General features: G+C 43.4%; 18 protein-coding genes. 7 read left to right on the forward strand and 11 right to left on the reverse strand.

Going from position 1 to position 23,805, the window contains the following annotated elements; genetic code table 11:
• Positions 1-47: 47 nt before the first annotated feature.
• A complete protein-coding gene (locus FTD44_RS16200) occupies positions 48-1,745 on the reverse strand; it encodes an OmpA family protein (protein ID WP_222166031.1) in 1,698 nt (565 codons plus the stop codon).
• Positions 1,746-2,024: 279 nt separating this feature from the next.
• On the opposite strand from FTD44_RS16200, the gene FTD44_RS08450 reads away from it, so the two are divergent.
• Both FTD44_RS08450 and FTD44_RS08455 read left to right on the forward strand, forming a co-directional pair.
• A complete protein-coding gene (locus FTD44_RS08450; RefSeq protein ID WP_129020568.1) occupies positions 2,025-2,987 on the forward strand; it encodes a polyprenyl synthetase family protein in 963 nt (320 codons plus the stop codon).
• Between the two features lie 26 nt (positions 2,988-3,013).
• Entirely contained in the window at positions 3,014-3,823 is an 810-nt protein-coding gene (locus FTD44_RS08455; protein WP_222166032.1) for an OmpA/MotB family protein, read from the forward strand.
• A gap of 59 nt (positions 3,824-3,882) precedes the next feature.
• Here FTD44_RS08455 and FTD44_RS08460 read toward each other — a convergent pair whose 3' ends face one another.
• The 5 genes from FTD44_RS08460 to FTD44_RS08480 form a co-directional block, all read right to left on the reverse strand.
• Complete coding sequence (locus FTD44_RS08460; RefSeq protein ID WP_129020570.1) at positions 3,883-5,439, reverse strand: Rne/Rng family ribonuclease; 1,557 nt, start codon at positions 5,437-5,439, stop codon at positions 3,883-3,885.
• A 512-nt stretch (positions 5,440-5,951) separates the two neighbouring features.
• Positions 5,952-6,872: a tetratricopeptide repeat protein gene (locus tag FTD44_RS08465; protein ID WP_222166033.1), complete on the reverse strand. Its 921-nt coding sequence runs from the start codon at positions 6,870-6,872 to the stop codon at positions 5,952-5,954.
• A gap of 58 nt (positions 6,873-6,930) precedes the next feature.
• The gene (locus tag FTD44_RS08470; protein ID WP_129020572.1) at positions 6,931-7,557 is read right to left on the reverse strand and encodes a deoxynucleoside kinase; all 627 of its coding nucleotides are present in this window, start codon (positions 7,555-7,557) and stop codon (positions 6,931-6,933) included.
• Between the two features lie 24 nt (positions 7,558-7,581).
• Positions 7,582-8,583, reverse strand: coding sequence for a tryptophan--tRNA ligase (trpS, locus tag FTD44_RS08475; protein ID WP_222166034.1), 1,002 nt, complete (start codon positions 8,581-8,583; stop codon positions 7,582-7,584).
• Positions 8,584-8,657: 74 nt separating this feature from the next.
• Positions 8,658-9,938 carry an O-antigen ligase family protein gene (locus tag FTD44_RS08480; RefSeq protein WP_222166035.1) on the reverse strand — a complete coding sequence of 427 codons (1,281 nt, stop codon included), beginning with the start codon at positions 9,936-9,938 and terminating at the stop codon, positions 8,658-8,660.
• A 125-nt stretch (positions 9,939-10,063) separates the two neighbouring features.
• On the opposite strand from FTD44_RS08480, the gene FTD44_RS08485 reads away from it, so the two are divergent.
• On the forward strand, positions 10,064-11,578 hold the full coding sequence (locus FTD44_RS08485) for an Ig-like domain-containing protein (protein WP_222166036.1): 1,515 nt from the start codon (positions 10,064-10,066) through the stop codon (positions 11,576-11,578).
• A gap of 68 nt (positions 11,579-11,646) precedes the next feature.
• Here the strand turns inward: FTD44_RS08485 and FTD44_RS08490 are convergent, their stop codons facing one another.
• Genes FTD44_RS08490 through FTD44_RS08500 form a run of 3 tightly spaced genes read right to left on the reverse strand, consistent with a single transcriptional unit; the run spans position 11,647 to position 16,615 of the window.
• Positions 11,647-15,171: a gliding motility-associated C-terminal domain-containing protein gene (locus FTD44_RS08490; protein WP_222166037.1), complete on the reverse strand. Its 3,525-nt coding sequence runs from the start codon at positions 15,169-15,171 to the stop codon at positions 11,647-11,649.
• Positions 15,172-15,204: 33 nt separating this feature from the next.
• Entirely contained in the window at positions 15,205-15,846 is a 642-nt protein-coding gene (locus FTD44_RS08495; protein ID WP_129020577.1) for a response regulator transcription factor, read from the reverse strand.
• Positions 15,847-15,895: 49 nt separating this feature from the next.
• A complete protein-coding gene (locus tag FTD44_RS08500; protein WP_222166038.1) occupies positions 15,896-16,615 on the reverse strand; it encodes a ribonuclease H-like domain-containing protein in 720 nt (239 codons plus the stop codon).
• A 188-nt stretch (positions 16,616-16,803) separates the two neighbouring features.
• On the opposite strand from FTD44_RS08500, the gene FTD44_RS08505 reads away from it, so the two are divergent.
• The 4 genes from FTD44_RS08505 to FTD44_RS08520 all read left to right on the forward strand — a co-directional run bounded on the left by FTD44_RS08505 (position 16,804) and on the right by FTD44_RS08520 (position 21,900).
• The gene (locus FTD44_RS08505) at positions 16,804-17,466 is read left to right on the forward strand and encodes a hypothetical protein (protein WP_222166039.1); all 663 of its coding nucleotides are present in this window, start codon (positions 16,804-16,806) and stop codon (positions 17,464-17,466) included.
• A gap of 107 nt (positions 17,467-17,573) precedes the next feature.
• Positions 17,574-18,221, forward strand: a complete 648-nt coding sequence (locus FTD44_RS08510) for a DUF47 domain-containing protein (RefSeq protein ID WP_129020580.1) — start codon at positions 17,574-17,576, stop codon at positions 18,219-18,221.
• Between the two features lie 52 nt (positions 18,222-18,273).
• Complete coding sequence (locus tag FTD44_RS08515) at positions 18,274-19,671, forward strand: inorganic phosphate transporter (RefSeq protein ID WP_222166040.1); 1,398 nt, start codon at positions 18,274-18,276, stop codon at positions 19,669-19,671.
• A 141-nt stretch (positions 19,672-19,812) separates the two neighbouring features.
• Positions 19,813-21,900 (forward strand): dipeptidyl peptidase 3, encoded by a 2,088-nt coding sequence (locus tag FTD44_RS08520; RefSeq protein WP_222166041.1) that lies wholly within the window; start codon positions 19,813-19,815, stop codon positions 21,898-21,900.
• Positions 21,901-21,970: 70 nt separating this feature from the next.
• On the opposite strand, the gene FTD44_RS08525 is transcribed toward FTD44_RS08520, so the two are convergent.
• Both FTD44_RS08525 and serS read right to left on the reverse strand, forming a co-directional pair.
• Positions 21,971-22,417, reverse strand: a complete 447-nt coding sequence (locus FTD44_RS08525) for a DUF4293 domain-containing protein (RefSeq protein ID WP_222166042.1) — start codon at positions 22,415-22,417, stop codon at positions 21,971-21,973.
• Positions 22,418-22,429: 12 nt separating this feature from the next.
• Positions 22,430-23,707 (reverse strand): serine--tRNA ligase, encoded by a 1,278-nt coding sequence (serS, locus tag FTD44_RS08530; protein WP_222166043.1) that lies wholly within the window; start codon positions 23,705-23,707, stop codon positions 22,430-22,432.
• Positions 23,708-23,805: the final 98 nt, after the last annotated feature.

The following is a 23,805-nucleotide window of genomic DNA, read 5'->3' on the forward strand; positions in this document are numbered from 1 at the left end:
TTGCTGCGGGCTTTCTTTTTATGATCTAAAGTATGGTTAACTTAGAATTATTTGCTTGTACCCAGGTGTGGGTGTGGAGGAGCTACAGAAGATGGACCTTCTTCGCCTTCGTTAGCTGAACGATACATAACAGAGTTGATATCGCCAGTAGCACCAGAGTATTGGAAGATGAAACGGTCACGGCTGATGTTTTGAGTTTCAGTCATGTACTCGATTACATTGTTTACGCGGTCCCAAGCACGTTGTTGTTGTACTTTAGAAGCACCAGCGTTACCCATTACTACCACTTTACAAGAAGGGTTAGCGTTCATCTGAGCAGCTAAGTTAGCCAGTTGGCTTTGAGCAGCTGGAGACAGACGAGCAGAGTTGTTAGAGAACATTACTGAACCTGCAGCGATAGAACCACAAGAAGCAACTGTACCACCACAACCGTCTGGACAAGGGCATTTACCAACACCATCAGCGTCAACTGGTTGACAGTAAGTAGGAGTGATTAATTCTTTATCCATGTAATCAGGAACGCCATCACCATCAGTATCCAGAGGACAACCAGTAGCGTCAACTTTCACGCCAGCTTGAGTATCAGGACATTTGTCGAATTGGTTAGCAACACCGTCTTTATCATCATCAGCCAGAACTGGATCAGGCAGCATCATGTGACGAGGAGCAGCCATTTCGTTGTAGATATGATCCATTGGATTAACCCACCATAATGGTTGTACGTTTCTTTTCTTGTTACCCAGGTTGAAACCTAAACCAACAGAAGCATAGTTAATCAGATCTTTATCATTGTTCTGCATGAAAGAGCTTTCAGTTGCATCTAAGATGTCCAGACCAGTCCAAGTGATTTTATCTTCGAATTGTAAAGATACGCGATCACCTAATTTGAATTGGATACCCAGACCACCAACTAACGCAGGAACTAAACCCCATGTTTTGTCGCCGATGTCAAATTTAGCCTGACCTTTGTTCGTTAAGTTAGCGCGGTTAGCGTCAACATAAGTCGCATCTTTCAGTGCTTTTTTGTAATCTTTCTGAGCATCTGTAGTTAATACGCCATTTGCGTCAACTGGCCAGCCAGCGAAATCAAATGCAGTACCGTTAGCTTGCATGTTACCAACTTGTGTGTTCCACAGTAAAGCACCAGCACCTGCAAAACCGTAGAAGCTGAATGCATTCTTAGCTTTGTGGAAACGGATGTTGTTAGTAGCAGCAACAACTTGTAAAGTTAACTCATGTGCACGGTATTTGTAGTTGTTATAAACCAGAGCACCTGGGTTAGTGTTGTACGCACCCCAAGAAGTACCTGCATAAGCAGCCTCACGACCACGGTAGTCAATACCTTGAGCGTTTTGGAAGTTATACTGTAAACGACCAGAGAAAGTGTATCCGAAAGCTTTACGCAGAGATGCGCCGAAGCCCATAGCGTTAAACGGATTAGTTGCAGTCCAAGGCATTTTGTCCGTAACGTCAGAGAATAAGTTTTGTGTACCAACGCTTACGCCTAATTCCCACATATTACGTGGTTTTGCAGGGAAGCCATACTGGTAGTTTAAATATTGGCGTTGTTGTTCCATTCTGCTTTTTGGAACATACGCTGTGTCTAATACATCATATACTTGACCACGGTAAGTCATGTCTCTACCGCCCCAAGATGATGATTGTTGTGTTTCTTGCGCAAAGGCCGGTTGTAAAGCCATTGCCGAACACAAACCTGCTAACAAGATGTACTTTTTGTTTACCATAACGAGATTTGTTTATTAACGTTTTTAGTTTTTATTTCTAAGTATTGCGACAAAGGTATATTCTATTTCGAGAAAAAAAAAATAAATACCTGAATTTATGGCATATTCGTCTATTTTTTCAATTTGATAACAATCAGGGTATAACTGCATTTGGGCCTTGTTATTTGTTATCAGAGTTGTTATAAATACATAAATTTAAATGTGATCAGAACTTATACATCGCTTTCCTGAAATAATAAGTACCTTAGCCGGACATTTTAATGAAGATATAATATTCGAATGAAATTAGCCAAAAAAGTAATTGAGGAAGAGCTGAAAATATTTGAAGAGCACTTCGCTCAGAGTATGAAAAGTGGCAAAGGCTTGCTCGATCGTATCATGAGTTTTATCATTAAGCGGAAGGGGAAACAAATGAGACCAATGTTTGTTTTTCTGGCAGCGAAAGTAGCTGGTGGTACTGATGAGCGCACTTTTCGAGCAGCATCACTTATTGAATTGTTACATACGGCTACCCTGGTACATGATGATGTAGTGGATGAGGCTAATATGCGCAGGGGCTTTTTTTCAATTAATGCTTTATGGAAAAATAAGGTGGCTGTGTTGGTAGGGGACTACCTGTTATCTAAAGGTTTGCTGCTTTCTGTTGAGCATGGAGATTACCCCATTCTTAAAATTGTATCTAAGGCTGTGAAGGAAATGAGTGAAGGAGAACTGCTGCAGATTGAAAAGACACGTAAACTCGATATTAAAGAAGATATTTATTTTGAGATCATACGCAGCAAAACAGCCTCATTGCTGGCTGCAGCCTGTAGTGCTGGTGCATGGTCTGTTACAGAGAACGAAGCGGAAGCCGAGAAAATGCGCCAGTTTGGCGAGAAGCTGGGCATTAGTTTCCAGATAAAGGACGATCTGTTTGACTACGGCCATGATAATATTGGCAAACCAACAGGAATAGATATCCGGGAGAAGAAAATGACCCTTCCCCTGATTTACACTTTGCAGACTGCAGAGGAAACGACAAGACGTAAGATAATATATATCGTTAAGAACCAGAATACGCAAAAAGATAAGGTTGAGGAAGTCATTGGACTGGTGAAGCAGCATGGTGGAATTGAATATGCCAAGACTAAAATGGAGGCCTATCAAAAAGAGGCATTGGATATATTACATAGTTTCCCGCCTTCAGAAGCGAGAGACGCTATGGAAGATCTGGTGGCTTATGTGACCAGCCGTAAATATTAAAACATCTAAATACCATATTGCTTACAATGAAAAAGATTGCAAAACCACTAATTGCCGCTGCCGCTTTACTTACGCTCAATACACAATATAGTTGTGTGTCCAGTAAGAAGTACAAGGATGCTAATGCAACTATTGCTTCTCTGCGTAATCGTAACAAAGATTTGAACACCAATATTGACAACCTCAGAGACCGGCTTGAATTAATGGAGTCGGCCAATAATAGCGCTGCCCAGGAAATCCAGGATAAGGAGTCGACTATTACTGCAAAGCAGTCTGAACTGGATGCCAAACAGGCAGAGATCGCTGCTCAACAGGAAAGGCTGCGCACCCTGCAGGAATTGATTGATAAGCAGAAGGCCAAGACAGAGGAACTGAAAAACAAGATGTCGGAGGCACTGAAAGGATTCAAGGCCAGTGAACTGACCGTATCTCAGAAAAATGGTAAGGTGTATGTAAGCCTGCAGGAAAGTCTTTTGTTCCCATCGGGTAGTGCCGTGGTGAATACCGGGGCCAAGAATGCTTTGTCAAAACTTGCTGAAGTATTAAATGCCAATCCGGATATTACTATAGCTGTAGAAGGACATACCGATTCCATTCCTATCCGTTTGAAATTTGAAGATAACTGGGCCCTTAGTGTTGCCCGTGCAACAGCAATCGTAAGGGTACTGACCAATGATTATAAAATTGATCCGGAGCGGATTATCGCCAGTGGCCGCAGCCAGTACTTCCCGGTTGCCGGCAATGAGAGTCCCGAAGGCAGGGCTTTGAACCGTAGAACGGAGATCATCCTGGAGCCTAAGCTGGACGCACTATATAATATTATAGAACAACAATAAGCTTATAAAAAAATAAACCTGCCGTATGGCAGGTTTATTTTTTTATAAGCTTATTCCATTTACAGTTTTATGAAATCATCGGTTTGGGTATCGATGAATTTGTATTGTGTAATCGGGAAGTCATTATTAGGTTTGATCTTCAGCCAGATCTTGTGTTTGCGATACCATTTCCATTGTAGTGATTTCCAGAAGCCGCCATACTTAATATATGACTGCAACATCGGGTGACACATAATGGCCAGGTTTTTATGTCCCTGGTTGATCAGGTATTGCACATCTTTAGCTACTTCATCAGTAATCAGGATAGAAGGTTCAATCTTACCGCTGCCTTTGCAGGTAGGACAAACTTCCGTTGTATTGATATTGATTTCCGGGCGCAGGCGCTGACGGGTCAGCTGCATCAGTCCGAATTTAGAGATTGGCAGTACTGTATTTCTGGCTCTGTCTTTAGTCATAAACTTAGACATCGCATCATGCAGTATCTTGCGGTTCTCCGGTAACTTCAGGTCAATAAAGTCGATAATAATAATACCGCCCAGATCTCTCAATCTTAACTGGCGTGCAATTTCTTCTGCGGCCTCCAGGTTTGTCTTTAATGCACTTTCTTCCTGGTTGCTGTCTGCTGCACGGGTACCGCTGTTTACATCAATCACGTGCATCGCTTCTGTATGCTCAATGATCAGGTAGGCACCACTGTTCAGGTTAACGGTTTTGCCAAAAGAGGCTTTTACCTGGCGGGTAATGCCAAAGGAATCAAAGATCGGTTGATCCTGGTGATAAAACTGCACAATCTCTTCCTTTTCAGGAGCGATCTTAGCAATATAGTCACGGGTATCGTTCAATATTCCTTTATCATTAACCACTACTTTTGAGAAACTGTCATTTAGCAGATCGCGCAGGATAGAAGTCGTTTTAGCTTTCTCGCTCAGGATGCGCTGTGTCGGAACAGCACCTTTCAGGTTATTCTGAATATTCTGCCAGGTACTGGCCAGGTCAGAAAGATCGGAATGGAGTTCAGCTGTATTTTTTCCTTCAGCAGCAGTACGTACGATTACACCAAAGTTTTTAGGTTTGATGCTTTCCACGATTTTCTGCAAACGTTTTCTTTCTTCAGCAGAATGTATTTTGCGGGAGATAGATACGAAGTTGTTGAAAGGAGTCAATACAACGAAACGCCCCGGAAGTGAAAGTTCGCAGCTTAAGCGGGGTCCTTTGGAGGAAATAGGTTCTTTTAGAATCTGTACCAGTATTTCAGGTTTCGGGTTGAATACATCAGTAATCTTACCGGTTTTCAGAATCTCATCTTCGTTTTTGAAATTACCGAAATCAAAGCCGTTAGGATTAGTGTCGAATCGGGCCTGATGGGTAAATTTGATTAGTGAGCGCACATAAGGGCTCAGATCGGTATAATGGAGAAATGCGTCTTTCTCGTAGCCAACATCTACAAATGCGGCATTAAGGCCTGGCATCAGTTTTTTGACCTTACCAAGATATAAATCGCCTACGGCAAAGGCAGTATTGCTTTGCTCGTAATGTAATTCTACAAGTTTTTTATCCTCTAACAACGCTATTGCTACTCCGTTATCCGATGAATCGATAATCATTTCTTTGTTCATGAGTGATATCTTTTACATCGAACCCCAGGCGTTTGCACCAACTGGGTTCCGGCATTCTCCTCACTTATGGATACTAAGTACCGTACAACAGGTTTCTGACAAAGGCAGAGTCAGAAGAAATGCCGTCGGCATAATTAAGTTCGGGAAAGCAATTTAATGAATCTTACAATACAAAACAGCACCATAATACTAAACCCTGTATATCTTACACAGCTGTGGCAATTAATGCCGGGTGCTGTGGGATACAGACCGGGAAGTAGCATACGGTACAAATAAGAATACAGATACCCGCAAAAAGTATACAAGTATCTGCATCAAATATTTAAAAACAAGTGGTAACGGGTACTACTTATCTCTTTTTGCTTTTATGACGATTCTTTCTTAAACGTTTTTTGCGTTTGTGTGTTGCAATCTTATGACGTTTTCTTTTCTTACCACAAGGCATAATTAATTGATTTAATTAAGTTAATAAAATGTTTACTATATATTTCAAGCGTTTCGCGCTATAAATTTTATGGTTTTTGCTGCTTATTGAAAGTAGCGATATATGCATCCATGTCTTTATCAAATGCCGGGTTTTTCATAATCGCTTTCGCCTCATTGAATAACTCAATAGCTTTTTCGAGATTGCCCTGCATTTTGTAGGCCTCACCCATAAACAGGTGCGCTTCCAGATTGTTTTTGTCCAGTGCCAGTACTTTTACACCACGTTCAATAGCCTTATCCGTTTGATTGGATTGTAATGCCATTTTACCCAGTGTAACCTGTGCCCGGATGTTCTGAGGATGTTTTTCTGCAAAATCACGCAGTTTAAATACACCATTCATTACATCACCCCGGTCAATCATTACGACAGCAATATCCATTTCAAGGGTATCACTTTTCGGATCAATGTTTATCACTTTATTCAAAGAAGCAATCCGGCCTTCGGCCAGCCATTGTCTCACAGCAGCATCTTTCTCTTCAGACAGAGCTTCCTGAAACAAATGGGCGGCAAAGTTCAGTATTTTTTCTGAATTTTCCAAATTACCCGCTTCCGCATAATAATGTGCCGCAATACCAAACTGGTTCATTTTCTGCCAGCGATCGCCCAAAGCCTTATAGGAAGCGGCTTGCGCCGTCTGATCTTTGTTGGTAAGGGCGTCTGTTTCCAGGTGATTTATTTCTGCAGCAGTCTGCGGAGACAGTAATTTTTTCTTGGTTGCAGCAAGTAAAGAGTCAAAATTGGCAGGTGGTACCATCGCCATTGCTCCGCCCATCATGGGGCCTGCAGCTCCGGGGGCTTCCGCAGCATGGTCATGTCCGTCATCGGCACTATGGTTATGGCTCGCCTCAGCGCTTTCCTTTGCGGGTTTTACATTACTTGTACCCCAGTATATACCTGCTGTGGCAGCCAGTGCGACACCAATGGCGATCAATTGCTTACTGTTCAAAATATTAAAATTTTTGCAAAATTAACGAAACTTACGTTTCTCATACGTTAAAACATGGTCAAAAAAGACCATTGATCTCCGCATCTATCTTACTGATTACCTGGGCAAAATCTTCGGTATTATCGGCATAATTACAGTTGTCAATATCAATGATCAGCAGCTTACCGTCCTTATAATTATCCACCCAATGATTATAATGCTCATTAAGGCGCTTCAGGTAATCGAGCCGGATATTGTCCTCGTACAAACGTCCTCTTTTCTGAATCTGGTCTACCAGTGTCGGAATAGAAGCCTTCAGGTAGATCATCAGGTCCGGTGGCTTCACCATACTCTTGATCGTACGGAAGAACTGGGCATAATTTTCAAAATCCCGGGAAGACATCAATCCCATCTCATGCAGGTTGGGTGCAAAGATGTGCGCATCCTCATAGATTGTTCTGTCCTGTATTACCGCATGAGCACTCTGCTGTATTTCGAGCAGTTGCTTCAGCCGGCTGTTCAGAAAGTAGATCTGCAGGTTGAAAGACCATCGCTGCATATCATTGTAGAAATCGCTCAGATAAGGATTATTCTCTACCGATTCAAATTGCGGTACCCATTTATAGTGTTTAGCCAGCATCTGGGTCAGGGTAGTTTTCCCTGCCCCGATATTTCCGGCTATGGCAATGTGCTTTAACGTACTCATTATACTATTGTACAGTTCTGGAGATTAATAATAGTTAATGCCGATTGCTTTGCGTGCTGCAGTCAGGGTCTGAACGGCACTTTCACGGGCACGTTCTGCTCCCGATTTCAGGATCTTACGCAGACGCTCTTCGTCTTTCTGCAATTCCAGTGCCTCTATTCTGATCGGATCCACAAAACGGATCATATCTTCGGCCAGCTGCTTTTTGAAATCACCGTAGCGGATGCTGCAGCTGTTGAACTGTTCTCTGAATAATGCTGCCGTATCCTTTTCTGATACCAGATCCATCAGGTCAAACAGATTCTTTATATAATCAGGCATTGCGCTGTTTGGTTCTGTCGGACCGCTGTCTGTCTTGGCCTTCATCATTTTTTTGCGGATCGTTTCTGCTTCATCATTCAGGTAGATGGTCGCATTCTGGTTCTCGCTTTTGCTCATTTTGCCATTGCCATCCAGGCTCATGATTTTTACCGTCTGCTCGTCGAAGCGGTATACATGCGGTTCCGGGAACAGGTCAACGTTATAGCGCTGGTTGAAACGGTTACCGAAGTTGCGGGCCATTTCCAGGTGTTGCTCCTGATCCTTGCCCACCGGTACTTTCACCGCACGGTGTATCAGTATGTCTGCTGCCATTAATACCGGATAAGTGAGCAGGCCGGCATTCACATTGTCCGGGTTTTGTCTCACTTTATCCTTAAAAGTAGGCACTTTTTCCAGTTCCCCTTTATAGGCCAGCATATTCAGCATTAAATATAATTCTGTAATCTCCGGTACGTCCGATTGTGCGTACAGGGACACCTTATCCGGATCCAGTCCGCTGGCAATGTTCTCTGCGGCTACACGGAAAACGTTTTGCTTAAGATCTTTAGGGTCAGGATGAGTGGTCAGGGAATGATAATCTGCTACAAAGAAGTAACAGTTGTAATCATTCTGCATTTTGATATAATTATGAATGGCACCAAAATAGTTGCCCAAATGTAAAAATCCGGTGGAACGGATTCCACTAACTACGATATCTTTTTGCATAGTGCTGCAATTTACAATATTTTGAATTCTCCCTAAAGGAGATTAGTCTGAAATGAAATGAAATGAAAAATAACTTAAAGGGCAGCGGCTGTGGCTGCAGGAGAATTGACGGCGCGCAGGCGCCAGACAAATAATACGAAGAAAAGATATACCAGTACACCAAACTGTACTTCCAGCATTGACTCTGCCATCATAGCAAAGATCAGTACTGCGGAAGTGGCTATCGCATACACTGCGCCAGGCCCTTTACTGAATATTGGTTGTACAATCATGAGTATAAAGATAAGACTTAATACGCTACCCAGCGCAACCATCACAAAAAGTAACTGGTTATGAGGGATCAGGCGGTTCTCTTCCGGTATCAGCGGGTAGTGCGCTGCATACTGATCTGCCATTGCTTTTTTCAGGTCTCCGGCGCCTACTCCCAGCACCGGGTGCTCTTTGATAATATTCAATGCCAGCTGATAAGAGATAATGCGGCCCTGGTCGCTATAGTTGTAGTCCAGTGCAGCATTGGGGTCGTTTGCCTGTTCGATCTCTTTTTGTACGTAATCAATTTTGGCATGGATTGTCGGCACTTTTAAGTAGGCCAGAAAACCCAGGACAGGCAGAGACAGCAGGAATAATACGGCCACCAGCTTATTACGATTATAAATTTTACCAAAGCCCAGTATGGCAATCATAATATAGAATCCGAGCAGGCCCGTTTTCGTTGCCAGTAAATGATTAAAACCTGTAAGAACCAGTATGAAAAAGAAGGCCAAAAACTTATCCCATTTTGTAATCCTGGTCCAGTGCTCCAATACTAAATACACATTTAAAAGCGTTGTCAATACCAATGCCAGGCTAAAGCGTATATAATCATTGTATATAGAAGTAGGGATCAGTTTGGATGAGCCATAAGACTCTATGTAATAGCCCGGGTTTTGCATAAAAGTATACAGGCTCTGACTGATATTGATCAGTAACAGTCCCGAAATGCTATATATAAGTATGCGCAACATGTTCAGCTTATGAACCGGTACGCTGAGAAAACCAAATGGTAACAGGAGGAACGGAAGCTTGATCACGATGCGGGAAGCCCATTCAGCAGTGTTACTGCTCCATAAACCAGAGAGCAGGTAGCTGGCAAAGAAGAGGGCACTCCATAAAGCCAGCCGGCTTTTGCGGATTGTAGTCCAATGTTGCTTTATGGTACCCGGCATGCAGGCATTCAGAAAAAGGGCAATGGCACCGATACTGACCAAAGCGCGCGCATGCAGCATTCCGGCGATCATCATCAGGCAGGAGAGTACCGCGATCCAATCCTGGATGCTATGCTTTTGGTGAATATTTCCGGTGGTTGTATGCGTCATCTGATGTGTGCTGTGCTTTAACAGGTTAGGCGCAAAATTCACCTTTTTAAATAACAATACAAAAAAAGCCACATTTTTCTAAGCAGTAGAATACTTGTACTTTTGATGCGTTAAAAATACCTTGTTTGAAACTAAATAAATATACAGGCTGGATTTTACCAGCGGCGATGGCACTATTGTTTGCAGGATTGTACTCCTGTGCCAATATCGTTCCACCGTCCGGAGGGGAAAAGGACATTACTCCGCCAAAGTTGCTGTCCATGTCTCCTAAAGATTCTTTGCGCAATCAGAAGGTGAGTAAAATTGTATTACACTTCGACAAATTCGTAGAGCTGACTGATCTGCAGAAAAACCTGGACCTGTCGCCGCAACTGGATATTCAACCTTCCGTGGTCGCTATCGGTAAACGTGTAGAGATCAAAATTGTAGACAGTTTATTAAAGCCCAATACTACCTATCGCATTTCTCTTGGAAATGCGATTACGGATAACCGGGAGAAAACGCCTTATGGAAATTTCCGGTATACATTTACAACAGGCGACTATTTCGATTCCCTGCAGTTACAGGGTAATGTGGCAGATGTATACGGGGGACACCCTGATACGGGGGCTATAGTAGTGCTGTATCCGGAACCATTCAATGATTCCATGCTGCTCACCAAGAAAGCGATGTATGTAACCCGGGTAGATCAGAATGGTCATTTTAAATTAAGCGGTCTGCCGGATAAGTCTTTCCACATATTTGCCATTGCCGATGCGGATGATAATAAGATGTATGGTGCAGAGGAGCGTATCGGATTTATTGCCGGAAGCCTTCAGCCAAAACCGGAATCAGATTCAACCAGTATAACCTTATATAGTTCCAAAGCCAGAACTCCACTGGCGGCAGTAAAAGATACTACTGTTATTGCCAAACCGCTTACGGTAGGTAAAATCATTTCTACAGACAAGAATGCCCAGGTATATATTGTACAGGCCGATTCTGCGCACCTGGAACGCGAGACTTTTGAGCTGAATAAACCTTTGGGCATCCTGCTGAATACGATTGTCGGCAAAATCGATTCTTCGAAAATATACCTCAGCTATATCAATACAGGTGGTATTGAAACAGAAGGACGCCGGACCATAAGCACAGATAGCAGCCGCATACTGATACACCATCGCTGGGAACCGGAAACAGTATATACCCTGCGACTGGTGAAGGGCTGGGCACTAGACACTGCAGGGAAAGAGCTGCCTCCGGCAAAAGTTAGCTTCCGCACCAAGCGTAATGAAGATTATGCCATGATGAATATACATATCCCGGCGGCTTACCGTGCAGATAGTTTTGTGCTGTCGGTATACAAAGATCAGGACAGCATCTATCAGCAAACAGTACGGGATAGTGTGGTGACCCTTACCTTACTGGATCCGGGAAAATATACGATCAAAATTATTGCAGACGGAAACAGGAATGGCATGTGGGATCCCGGTAATTTCTGGAAAAAGCTGCAGCCCGAGATGATATTTCCGCACCAGACCACAGTTGATCTGAAACCCGGTTGGGAGAATGATATTGATTTCGTCTTTGACCCTGCGGTACTGATCGCACCGCAGCAGCAGCAATCAGCATTGAAGAAGAAGGCTGCCTTTGAACGGTAGCGAAATGTATATAAAACAATAAAGGAGGGCAATGCCCTCCTTTATTGTTTTATATAAGATTGAAATGCTTATCGCATAAGGGTTACATTACCCTGTTTCTTGGTAGTAGAGCCATCAAAGAAGTCGGCAGTAAGCAGGTAACCATAAGTATCCATTTCCTGGAGTACACCTTTATACTTACCATCCCATCCTTTATCCAGTTCACTGGTCTCGAATACTTTTTCACCCCAGCGGTTAAAGATTTGCAGGTTTACCTTTTCAATACCATAACCCCTGATGCGCAGGATGTCATTATTGCCATCTCCATTAGGACTGAATGCTGTAGGCAGGTCCACGATAGGGTAAATGCTCGCGGTCAGTTCCTTACATATTTTGTCGCTGCAGTTGAATTCATTGGTAGCGGTCAGACATACTTCGTATGTTCCACTACGTCTGTACTCAAATACAGGATTCGTTTCTGTGCTGCTTCTGCCATCTCCGAAATTCCATAAATAGCTGGTGGCACCGCGGCTCATATTGGTAAAGGTGAATGGTTCGTTCGGTTCGCCCACTGTAGGACTAAAGGTGAACAAAGCAGTTGGGGTTGAATGGACTGTTACCGTTACATAAATGGTATCGAATTTATTACAGGTATTAGGATTGCCCACAATCAAACGGGCAGTGTATGTACCCGACTGGGTATATACGTGACTGGTTGGAGATGTGGTCGCTTGCGTACCATCGCCAAAATCCCACTGATAAGAGATGGCATTGCTGCTGGAATCCGGGAAGTCTACTGCTGCATGTACACAAGCGCTTATGTCCGGAATCGGATTAGCGTTTACAAACAGGTTAGAGAAATTAATCGTTTTGATCACACTGTCCGGGTTATTACAGGCACCGGGCATCGTCATTTTCAGTTTAATGTTGTATGGTCCCGTACCGGCATACGAGTGCACAGGAGGGTTAGCACCGGTAAAGCTATTACCATCGCCGAAATCCCATACAAACGTAGCGCCCGTGGTCGGGCCGCCGTTAATACCTACAGAGGTATTGTTGAACTGCACTTTAGGGCTAAAACAGCTATCCAGTATAGTGTAGGTAAAGTCAGCATTAACGGTATCTGCACGTACGGTAATGGTCACATAACTGGTATCTTCCGTAATACAGCCTTCAGGATTGCTTCCGATCAGGCGCACGTTATAAGTGCCTGGTGTGGTATATGTATGCGTAGGGGTTTGTGCCGTACTGAAGCCACCGTCGCCAAAGGCCCAGCTCCATGAGGTAGCATTGGAAGAGTTGTCCTGGAATTGTACCGTAAATGGCACACAACCAGAAGTAGAAGGGCTCGCAGCAGCATTCACCGACACGCTACCCAGGTTAAACGCGATTTTTACCGCACCAAGGTTACAGTTAGAACTGCCTTTTGTCGTTGCATAGGCACCGGGCGTAGAAGGAAATGCAGAGCCTGCACCGCAACTGGCACATATAGCCTGGTATACCACCCCTTTAGGGTCAAAGCGGCTGGTACCACCATCTACGTGCTCCTCTTTAGACGGAGCACCAAAGTATGTGCCATAAAGGAGGCTCTGGGCACCACTGCTTAATACAATAAAGTAAAAGTCTGCACCATCGGTTGTAGGTTGTATCGCATTGCTGGTTATAGGCATACCCAGTACACTGGTTGCCGGTGCAGCAGATGTAAGACCGCCCCAGCCGGAGATATATACATTCTCACAGGTATCTACAAGAAATGCAACCGGAGAGATATTTGCATTGGATACATTACTACCACTACCATATACAGTAGAATAAATCCGTGTGGCAAGCGTGCTGTCCAGCTTCAGCAGAAACTGGCGTGAACCCGGATTGTTATATACACCGGGACTTACCGGGAAGCTACCCTGTGTTTGTCCCATTACATATACATTATTTTCTTTGTCGACCTGTATACCATAGTTCTGGTCATAAGCGGTAGTACCCACATAAGTAGTACGGATCAAAGGATAGGTACCGCTATTCTGGAAGCGCATGATATATCCGTCGATGCCTCCTGCATTACTGGCTTGCCATGCACCAGCCGTACTGCTGCTATGGAAGTCGGTACTCTGCGTACCGCCGGAAACATATACCATAGCCTGTGTTTTGTCCAGGGCAATACTATAGGCTCCGTCTACGCTGGTACCACCAAGGTAAGTGCCGTAGGTAAGCGTGGTCAGTGTCGGATTAAATTTCAGAAATACACCATCCTGTGTGCCACCCAGCGATGATTTAAGTGCATTGGCACTTACCGGGAAGTTTGCAGATTGCGTATTGCTGGACAGGTATATATTACCGGTATTATCGACAATAACTTCGCTACGGGAATCATCACCGTAGTTATGCTTTAAGGTAGAAAACGTATTATAGTTGGCAGAGATGTTTACACCATCTGCAGCAGTGCCTCCGATATAGGTAGATCCGACAAGTGCAGTGCCTCCGGCATTCAGTTTGGTAACTATAATGTCAAAGTCTCCTGCATTGGTGGTACGGAAAGCGCCGGTTGTAGTAGGGTAATTGGTAGAAGCAGATTTTCCGCTGATCACCAGATTGTTATTCTGATCTACAATAAGGCTGTGCGGCATTTCATTGCTGCTGCCACCGATGTATGTTGAGTAAACCAGGGAAGTCCCTGTAGCGTTAAATTTAGAGATAGAAATATCACAGTCGATACCCAGGCTTGCAGACCCGCTACCACCGCCATAAGTGGTCTGGAAGGCACCGGTACCCACCGGATAACCGGCTCCTCTGGCGATACCCCCGGCATACAGATTGCCGGCAGCATCGTAGGTAGCCGTAAAGCCCCAATTATCTGCAATAGAACCCGTCAGTGTGGCGAATACCATCTGCGGGTCAATCGTCAGTACCTGGCTTTTGTCGTAACCTTTGGGGAATTTAAAGCTCAGTACATCACCATTCAGTACATACTCGCACTTTACTTCTCTACGAACGCCGTCTACATACTGAAAAGCGTAAGGCTTTTGTTCTATAATCTTACCCACGGAGGTCTGGATCTGTAAGTTGCCTTTTTCCAGGCTCAGTCCGTTTGTGCCTTCGTACTGCAGTTTTATTTTATTAATATCTGCATTGGGTTGTACCACCAGATCATACTTCAGGTAACTGTTTTCAGAATAGAAATAAAAATCTATACCCTGGTAAATCTCTTTAAAAGTAACATTGCCAAACAGCGACACATTACTTTTCCAGCGTTGCGGATCGCTGCCCAGATAGTAGTTGTGATAAGCAGTTTGCTTGCTTTGCGGTACCACGGCAGCCTGCTGGTTCCCGTTAAGCCATTTCATTTTATAAGCATGAAACTTTAGCGTAGGGGCATCAATATTACCATCCTTATACTGCTCGATCAGGGCATTGTTTTCCGGAGCACCGGTAAGATAAGTAATCCCTCCATGCTCCAGGTATATGTCCACATTCGGAGAGATACCCTTGTAGAGAAAATCCTGTGACCATTGCCCTTCATTAGGGATAAAGAGAACGCTGCTGCTCTGTGCCTGCGCGCTATAGCCGGGACATAAAAGCAGTATGCATCCGATTATCCAAAAAAACTGTTTTATCATGTGATTAAAGCGTTTATAGAATAGTAAATGGGGTTATATAAATTTGTTCATACGGGCTGTTTTAATGGCTTCTGCTTTAGAATGAACATCAAGCTTACTGTATATATTTTTCAGGTGTGATTTTACAGTTTCCAGGTCGATAAAGAATTCATCTGCTATTTTGCCCCGCGTCTTTCCATTGGCAATCTGCTCCAGTATCTCTGTCTCTCTCTTGGTGAGTGGTGATTCCTTGCTGCGCTGGAAGGAGTTAACAACCATACGGGCTATGTGCGCGCTCATTGGTCCGCCGCCCAGCATTACTTCATTCACCGCATCCAGTATTTTCTGAGGAGGCGTGTTTTTGGTCAGGTAGCCGGAGGCGCCTTTGGTCAGCGCTTCAAATACGGCATCCTGGTGCTCGTTTACAGACAGGATAATTACAGCCGTATCCGGGCATATTTCTTTAATCCTGGGCAAGGCCTGCAAGCCCGATAGGCCCGGCAGCTGTATGTCCAGCAACACAACATCCGGAGCAATTGCAGGAAGCTGCTTCAGCGCACTTTCTGCATCTGCGAATACTGCTTTTACCTGGTAGCCTTCAGCATCGTTTAGTAAAACCTGGAAGCTTTCCCGGATTATAGCGTCATCTTCAATCAATGCAATAACAATATCATTCGTAGTAGTATTCTTTTTCATTATCTGGTTTATACACACAAATTTAACTATTTCTGCCTAGAATATAACATTACACATAACAGGGCTCATATCCATCGCTGCTTTGCTGTGTCAGGCGCATGTAGACCAGTGCAGTAGTATAGATATCGCTCATGCAGTAATGGGCAATACCGGGCAGGTCATTTTCTATCCAGTAGTTATGTCCTACTTCACTACCGCTCATCTCCGTTTTAGAAGACGGCAATTTTAAGGTACGGGCAAGCAGATCCAGTGAAATAAAATGTTTGTAATCGCCAAATCGCCATAGGTTAAGGGTGTCAATATGTGGTACTTCCCATGGTTTCAGGCCATTCAGCTGTAAGCAATCGGGCAGGCTCAGGCCCTGTACAGTAAATCGCCTGCAGAGATAAGGCAGGTCGAACTCCTTAATATTATGGCCGCAGAATATAATAGCAGGATGCTGTTCCGAGATCTCTTTAATGGTATCGGCAAAGGTCTGCAAGACAGTTTGCTCATCGTGATCGGCTATAGACTTAATACGGATTTGTTTGTTTTTAGCATCAATGATGCCCAGGCCGATGCAGATTACTTTGCCAAATTCTGCATAGATACAGGCCCTGTTACGATAACTTTCGGCCGGATCGGCCAGTTCTGTTTCGCTAAGCTTTAAGAATGAAGACTTGTGTATCCAGTGCTCGCGGATGCTTTCTTCCAGGTTAGTAATGTCTGCATGTTCGCTAACAGTCTCAATGTCAATAATGAGGATTTGTGGGCTGGTTTTAGATTTCATTATGGTAGTTTTAAGGTAACATTAATAATATTACATAAAGTTATCATATAGTTTTTTAAGTGTGGTAGGAAATATGAAAATATTGTTTTAGTTTTACCCTACCTCCTTATATGAACTGATTGAAAGAGTAACCTCTCAGCCCTAAAAAACGTAGTAGTAAATAGTAAAAATTTAAAAATAAAGTTTATATGAGGTTTCTCGTGTTATTGATGGCACAGTTATGTGCATTTTGTGTAGTTTGGTCGCAGGAAAAAACGGCGTATTTCCAGGGCAAGATTTCATACGTAATGAATTATTCCGATTTTAAAGGGAATAATATTAACAGTAAAGTGGCGGCATTTTTTGACCGCGAGCAGCATTTGTACATTAATGAGCAGAACTATAAGTTACTGGATCAGAACAAAAATCATGTGAAATTGTACAATGCTGGTAATAATGCCTATTTCTTCTTTAATAGGGATCATACCGCTTATAAGATCGATGTAACCAGCAAGACGACCCAACGCGTAAAAGTGTTTGAGGTTGAAGATACGGACACTATTCTGGGTCATATCTGCAAGGCGGTTAAGGTCGAGGCGGACTTCAGGGCGTATATATACTTCTACAGCCCCGAGATCAGGATTAATCCCGATGTATACACTAACTACAACATGGAAGAGTGGAATGTATATATCAAGGCTTCTAAAGGAGCCCTGCCGCTTCGCGTGATTACACTTGACCTGCGTGGAAAGTATGTAGAAGATAAAGAAGCAGTGTCTATTACCCCAATGTCACTGGTGGCTGCCGACTTTACATTTCCTAAAGATGTTAAGCTGAAAAGGCTGAAATATGGCCTTGACATGGTCTGGTAGGCAGAAGTCCAATATTAATTAATTATTAACTCTGGCGTTTTGATTGCATAGCCCGGTATTATATTGATACATTTGCCCCAAATTTTAAAAGCATAACATAAAATTATATGGGTTTAAATTCATTTTTGAAGGCTTTCCTTCCTAAGGACAAGATTTTTTTCAGCTTATTTGAGCAAATCGGAGTAAACCTTCAGGGAATGTCCAAAGCATTTGTAGCAGCATTGAACGATCCGAACTACGATAGCAGAAGAGCGGCATTGCTCAAACTGGAAGATTGGGAGCACAAAAACGATAACTTATCGCACAAAGTGTTTGTTGAACTGGGCCAGAATTTCATCACCCCGTTTGACCGTGAGGATATCCACTACCTGGCTACCGCACTGGATGACGTAGCTGATTTTATGTATGCAGCCGGTAACAAGATCGTTACGTACGACGTTACAGAGCCTAATGATTATATGAAGAAAATGGCGGAGATTGTACAACTGTCTGTTGAACAATTAGCTATTGCTGTAGATAACCTGCGCGATATGAAAAATATCCGTGCGATTACAGAATGTTGTGTAAAAGTAAACAGCTACGAGAATGAAGCTGATGATGTGTATACAGCAAGCATTACCGACCTGTTCTCTTCTAACCTGCCTGCGGTAGAAATTATCAAATTAAAAGACGTATATCAGGATCTGGAATTTATCACCGATAAATGTGAAGATGCTACAAATATTATTGAATCGATAATCGTTAAATATGCTTAATCCGTTCCGGGTTAATCAATTCTTTTACATTTTATCTCAATAGTATTTTTATATGTTCACTTTACTGATTGTCATTATAGCATTAGCCTTAATATTTGACTATATTAACGGCTTCCACGATGCGGCAAATGCGATTGCGACCGTAGTGTCTACAAAGGTATTGACACCTTTGCAGGCTGTAGTATGGGCAGCATTTTTCAACTTTGCAGCATATTTTATCTTTGACCACGGGGTAGCCAATACCATTGCCAAGACGGTAAAGACGGAGTACATTACCCTGGCGGTTATCCTGGCCGGTCTCATCGCAGCCATTGCCTGGAACCTTATTACCTGGTGGTTCGGAATACCTTCCAGCTCCTCCCACACCCTTATCGGGGGCTTCGGCGGGGCAGCCATAGCACATGCCTTATTATCCAGCAGCGGAGCTACCGGATTAGGCGCTATTGATGGTCCTACCATTATCAAGATTATTTCCTTTATTGTACTGGCGCCGTTTATGGGTATGCTGGTCGCCTTTATCATCTCACTCTGGTTCCTGCACTCCTTTAAGAAAGGAGCATGGCCGAAGATTATTTCAGTGTCGATCATTATACTTTCTCTGTACTCTATGTCAAGAGTGCTGGAGACACCGAAGGCAACTATGTATAATTCGCAGGTAAAGATTGAAGAAACAACTGCAAAAATCACCGCTTTAAACCTGACTACCGATCAGAAAGTAAAAGAGATCGCAGATGAGAAGCTGAGAAAAGAAGCAGAACCATTGTTTAAAGATCTGAAAGAAGCGAAGAAGAAAGCCGAGGCTGCACAGAAATCAATCGACAGCCAGAAGCCGTATATCCTTAAGTTATTACTGTTCGGACATAATATGAAATGGGCATTATTGTTCTTCATCCTCATGTCTATGTCCATCTTTACCCTGTTCCTGAGCTCTTTGAACTATGCACAATCTGAGCGTTGGTTCAAACGCATGCAGTTGGTTTCCTCTGCCGCATTCAGTATCGGTCACGGTGGTAATGACTCTCAGAAAGTAATGGGTATCATTATGGCAGCCTATATCGCCTACGATCCGACCAAGTATAGCCTGGATCATATGGTGGCTTGGGTACCGCTGGCATGTTATACCGCAATCGCTTTGGGTACTATGAGTGGTGGTTGGAAGATCATCAAAACAATGGGTACCAAGATCACCAAAGTAACTCCTTTCGAAGGGGTAGCTGCTGAAACAGCCGGCGCCTTAACCCTGTTTATCACAGAGATGCTGAAAATACCGGTGAGTACAACACATACCATTACCGGTTCTATTATCGGGGTAGGGGCCACCAAGCGTCTGTCTGCCGTTCGTTGGGGTGTAACCATCAGCCTTTTATGGGCATGGATTATTACCATTCCGATCTCAGCCCTGTTCGCAGGATCTGTATACCTGATCTTATCAGCATTCGGTCTGAAATAGAATATTAATCTTACATATAAAAAGAGCTGTATCCTTCGGATGCAGCTCTTTTTTGTTACAATCTCCCCCCGAAAGGGGGACGGGCTTACTATTGAAATTAGTTTATCTTTACTGCTTCAATACCAGAAAAATTAATTGCTTATGTCAAAATTAAAAATAGGAATGATGATGCTATCAGGAGCTTTAGCATTTGCTTCTTGTAAAGGAACCACTTCCGGTACTACGGATGGGAAAGAAAAAGCCGCAAGCGGTTACAGTAAAGATTTTAAAGTAGAGGCAGAGGCCTTTGCAGACTTGCAACTGCTGCGCTACGAAGTGCCGGGTTGGGATGAGCTGACCCTGCAGCAAAAAACACTGGCGTACTACCTTTATGAAGCAGCCCTGTGTGGTAGAGATATCTATTACGATCAGGCCAATATTCATGGTTTAACTTTACGCAAGACTATCGAGACAATTTATACAACGTATAAAGGAGATAAGAACTCCGAAGACTGGAAAAAATTCATGGAATATGCTGGTCGTTTCTGGTTCAGCACCGGTAATCACCACCACTATTCAAAAGATAAATTTATTCCGGAGTGTTCTGAAGAATATTTCAAATCACTGGTAAAGAATAGTGATACCACAAAACTGCCTTTAGAGCAGGGCGAAAGTGTAGATGCTTTCCTGACCCGCATTCATGCACCACTGTATGATATGAGCTATATGCCTAAGATGGTGGATCTGCGTGCCGGAGTTGATAACATTGCCAACTCTTCAAACAACTTCTACGAAGGCGTTACGCAGAAAGAGGTAGAAGCATTCTACAACAATCCAGCGTTGTTCCCGCACTCTGACCGCGAGCCGGAATGGGGACTGAACTCTAAAGTAATGAAAGATGCTTCCGGTAAATTAATCGAGAAGGTATGGAAACAAGGTGGCATGTATGATGCAGCGATCACTAAAATGGTTTCCTGGCTGGAAAAGGCAGTTACTGTAGCGGAAAATGAAGCACAGAAAAAAGCACTGTCTTTACTGGTTGAATACTACAAAACCGGTGATCTGAATAAATGGGATGAATACAACATCGCATGGACAGCAGATACAGCAAGCCGTATAGATGCATCTATTGGCTATATAGAGGTGTATAACGACGCAATAGGCAAGAAAGGTAGTTATGAGGCTGTAGTGTCTCTGAAAGACCTGGAAACAACTAAAATCGTATCTAAAATTGCCAGCGAAGCACAATGGTTCGAGGATAACTCTCCACTGATGCCGGAGCATAAGAAAAAACAAGTTAAAGGTATTACCGCTAAAGGTATTACAGTGATTGTAGAAGCCGGAGATGCGGCGCCAAGTACTCCGATCGGTATCAACCTGCCTAACTCTGACTGGGTTAGAAAAGAACATGGTTCTAAATCGGTATCCCTGACCAATATCGTACATGCCTATAATGAAAGCAGCAAATCAAGTGGTATGCTGGAAGAGTTTGTAGATGGCAAAGAAGATATGGATCGTATTAAACAATACGGTAGTCTGGCCAGCGATCTGCATACAGATATGCACGAATGTATCGGTCACGCATCAGGACAGATCAACCCGGGTGTAGGTACTCCGGATAAAACCCTGAAAAACTATGCCAGTGCCCTGGAAGAGGCTCGTGCTGACCTGGTTGCGCTGTATTACATCATGGACAAAAAACTAGTAGATATCGGTGTGATGCCTTCTCTGGAAGTAGGTAAAGCAGAATACTATAACTACATGATGAATGGCCTGATGACGCAGCTGACCCGCCTGAAACTGGGTGATAAAATTGAAGAAGCACATATGCGCAACAGAGCCCTGAATGCATACTGGGTATATGAAAAAGGTAAGAAGGATAACGTAGTAGAACTGATCAAGAAAGACGGTAAAACTTTCGTGAAAATCAACGATTACAATAAGCTGCGTACCCTGTTTGGTGAACTGCTGAAAGAGATTCAGCGTATTAAATCTGAAGGTGACTTCAATGCCGGTAAAAACCTGGTGGAAACATATGGTGTAAAAGTAGATCCGGTATTACATAAAGAGATCCTGGATCGTTATGCAAAACTGAATACCAAACCATACAAAGGGTTTGTGCAACCAAGACTGGTTCCGGTTATGAATGGTGATAAGATCACTGATGTTAAGATCGAATACCCGACTTCATTCTACGAGCAAATGGCTGAATATGCTAAAGGATATTCCCTGCTGCCGGCTAAGAATTAATCAGATTACAACAAATAAAAAAGTCCCCGCCGGAAGGCGGGGACTTTTTTATTTGTTGTCCGAATTTTACTTATCGTAAACGGTCCAGAGACTTGATTAATTTTTCATCTTTACGCAGGCCTCTTAAGGCAAATAGCAAGAGGAATACGGTAATAAAAGGAAGAAACATTCCTATCCATAAACTACCCTCAACACCCGGATATTTATTCCAGAAATTATTCAGGCCTACAAACAGCCAGAACAATAATCCGATGCAAAGCAGGATATTGATCCATACCATCCCGATCTGTCTTTTGCGGTTTTTGAACATAAAGATCGCAACCAGGCTTAATACTACACTGATGCCGGAAAGCACTATAGCCAGGTAGTTATTGTTGATATTCTTAATGCTGTTATAAACGCCCTGTGTGGCATCATCCGGTGCAGCTGCAGCAAAGTGGTATACATCAAAGTAAAACATGCCCGCCATAACTAATGCAGCCAGCAACAGCCATATTGATTGTATTCTTTGTATCATAAGTGTTTCAGATTAGTTGATGATTTCGAAAGGTACATAATTTTTCAACACTTCCGGCAGGCGGATACCCTCGGCAGTCTGGTTGTTCTCCAGCAGACAAGCCAGTATTCTCGGCAGTGCAAGAGAGCTTCCGTTCAGGGAATGCAACAGTTCTACTTTACCTTCCGCATTGCGGTAACGGATCTTCATACGATTAGTCTGGAAGTTCTCAAAGTTAGACACAGAGCTTACTTCAAGCCATCTCTGCTGTGCAGCAGAGTACACCTCGAAGTCGTAAGTAAGTGCAGAGGTAAAGCTCATATCGCCACCACATAAACGCAGGATACGATATGGCAGGCCCAATGATTTGATCAGGTTCTCTACATGTAAAACCATCTCTTCCAGTGCTGCATAAGAGTGCTCCGGTTGTATCATCTGTACGATCTCTACTTTATCGAATTGATGCAGTCTGTTCAGGCCACGCACATCTTTACCATAGCTACCCGCCTCTCTGCGGAAGCAAGGAGTATAACCGGTCATTTTAACCGGCAATTGTTCTGCTTTTACAATCTCATCACGGTAAATATTGGTTACCGGCACCTCTGCAGTAGGAATCAGGAAGAAGTTATCATCTTTCGCATGATACATCTGTCCTTCCTTATCGGGCAATTGTCCGGTACCATAAGCAGAAGCTTCATTAACCATGTGCGGTACCTGCAGTTCTTCGTAACCGGCTTTGGTATTATAATCCAGGAAATACTGGATCAGCCCTCTCTGTAAACGCGCGCCTTTACCGCGGTATACAGGGAAGCCACTTCCGGTAATCTTATTGCCCAGTTCAAAATCGATCAGGTTGTATTTGGTCGTCAGTTCCCAGTGTGGTAATGCTTCACCGGCAAATTCCGGCATGTCACCACCACTGCGCACCACTTCATTTTCTTCCGGTGTCTTGCCTTCCGGAACGCTGCTATGCGGCAGGTTGGGCAGACTTACGATTTTATCATGCAGTTCTGCTTCCAGGCGGTTTAATTCCTGTTGCAGCACTGCCGATTGTTCTTTATGTGCAGCCACTTCTTTTTTAGCGGCTTCTGCTTGTTCTTTTTCTCCTTTAGCCATCAGTGCACCAATCGTTTTCGATGCCTGATTCTGCAGAGCCGTCAATGACTCCGATTGCTGTTGAATAGTTCTTTTTTGTTCGTCCAGCGCGATAATTTCATCTACAATTTCAACTTGCTTGAAATGTTTTTTGCGAAGGCCATCCAGGATGCGCTCTTTTTCCTGTGCTTGTCTGAATAGGGTAATCGGTAACATAATCTATAGAAATGTTTTGTGCTCGTTATACTTGCAAATGTATTGATTTGTTTGTGTACTTTAATGATTAAATATTGATTAGGACAGGCAATGATAAA

This window comes from Edaphocola aurantiacus (assembly GCF_019797745.1).
Classification (GTDB): Bacteria; Bacteroidota; Bacteroidia; order Chitinophagales; family Chitinophagaceae; genus Edaphocola; species Edaphocola aurantiacus.

What these genes read in the sequence shown, in the direction of transcription:
- FTD44_RS08500 (WP_222166038.1), bottom strand. Translation starts at nt 16,615, where the DNA reads ATGAAATCTAAAACCAGCCCACAAATCCTCATTATTGACATTGAGACT.
- FTD44_RS08460 (WP_129020570.1), bottom strand. Translation starts at nt 5,439, where the DNA reads ATGAACAAAGAAATGATTATCGATTCATCGGATAACGGAGTAGCAATA.
- FTD44_RS08470 (WP_129020572.1), bottom strand. Translation starts at nt 7,557, where the DNA reads ATGAGTACGTTAAAGCACATTGCCATAGCCGGAAATATCGGGGCAGGG.
- FTD44_RS08450 (WP_129020568.1), top strand. Translation starts at nt 2,025, where the DNA reads ATGAAATTAGCCAAAAAAGTAATTGAGGAAGAGCTGAAAATATTTGAA.
- serS (WP_222166043.1), bottom strand. Translation starts at nt 23,707, where the DNA reads ATGTTACCGATTACCCTATTCAGACAAGCACAGGAAAAAGAGCGCATC.
- FTD44_RS08515 (WP_222166040.1), top strand. Translation starts at nt 18,274, where the DNA reads ATGTTCACTTTACTGATTGTCATTATAGCATTAGCCTTAATATTTGAC.
- FTD44_RS08490 (WP_222166037.1), bottom strand. Translation starts at nt 15,171, where the DNA reads ATGATAAAACAGTTTTTTTGGATAATCGGATGCATACTGCTTTTATGT.
- FTD44_RS08520 (WP_222166041.1), top strand. Translation starts at nt 19,813, where the DNA reads ATGTCAAAATTAAAAATAGGAATGATGATGCTATCAGGAGCTTTAGCA.
- FTD44_RS16200 (WP_222166031.1), bottom strand. Translation starts at nt 1,745, where the DNA reads ATGGTAAACAAAAAGTACATCTTGTTAGCAGGTTTGTGTTCGGCAATG.
- FTD44_RS08495 (WP_129020577.1), bottom strand. Translation starts at nt 15,846, where the DNA reads ATGAAAAAGAATACTACTACGAATGATATTGTTATTGCATTGATTGAA.
- FTD44_RS08505 (WP_222166039.1), top strand. Translation starts at nt 16,804, where the DNA reads ATGAGGTTTCTCGTGTTATTGATGGCACAGTTATGTGCATTTTGTGTA.
- trpS (WP_222166034.1), bottom strand. Translation starts at nt 8,583, where the DNA reads ATGCAAAAAGATATCGTAGTTAGTGGAATCCGTTCCACCGGATTTTTA.
- FTD44_RS08480 (WP_222166035.1), bottom strand. Translation starts at nt 9,938, where the DNA reads ATGACGCATACAACCACCGGAAATATTCACCAAAAGCATAGCATCCAG.
- FTD44_RS08455 (WP_222166032.1), top strand. Translation starts at nt 3,014, where the DNA reads ATGAAAAAGATTGCAAAACCACTAATTGCCGCTGCCGCTTTACTTACG.
- FTD44_RS08525 (WP_222166042.1), bottom strand. Translation starts at nt 22,417, where the DNA reads ATGATACAAAGAATACAATCAATATGGCTGTTGCTGGCTGCATTAGTT.
- FTD44_RS08510 (WP_129020580.1), top strand. Translation starts at nt 17,574, where the DNA reads ATGGGTTTAAATTCATTTTTGAAGGCTTTCCTTCCTAAGGACAAGATT.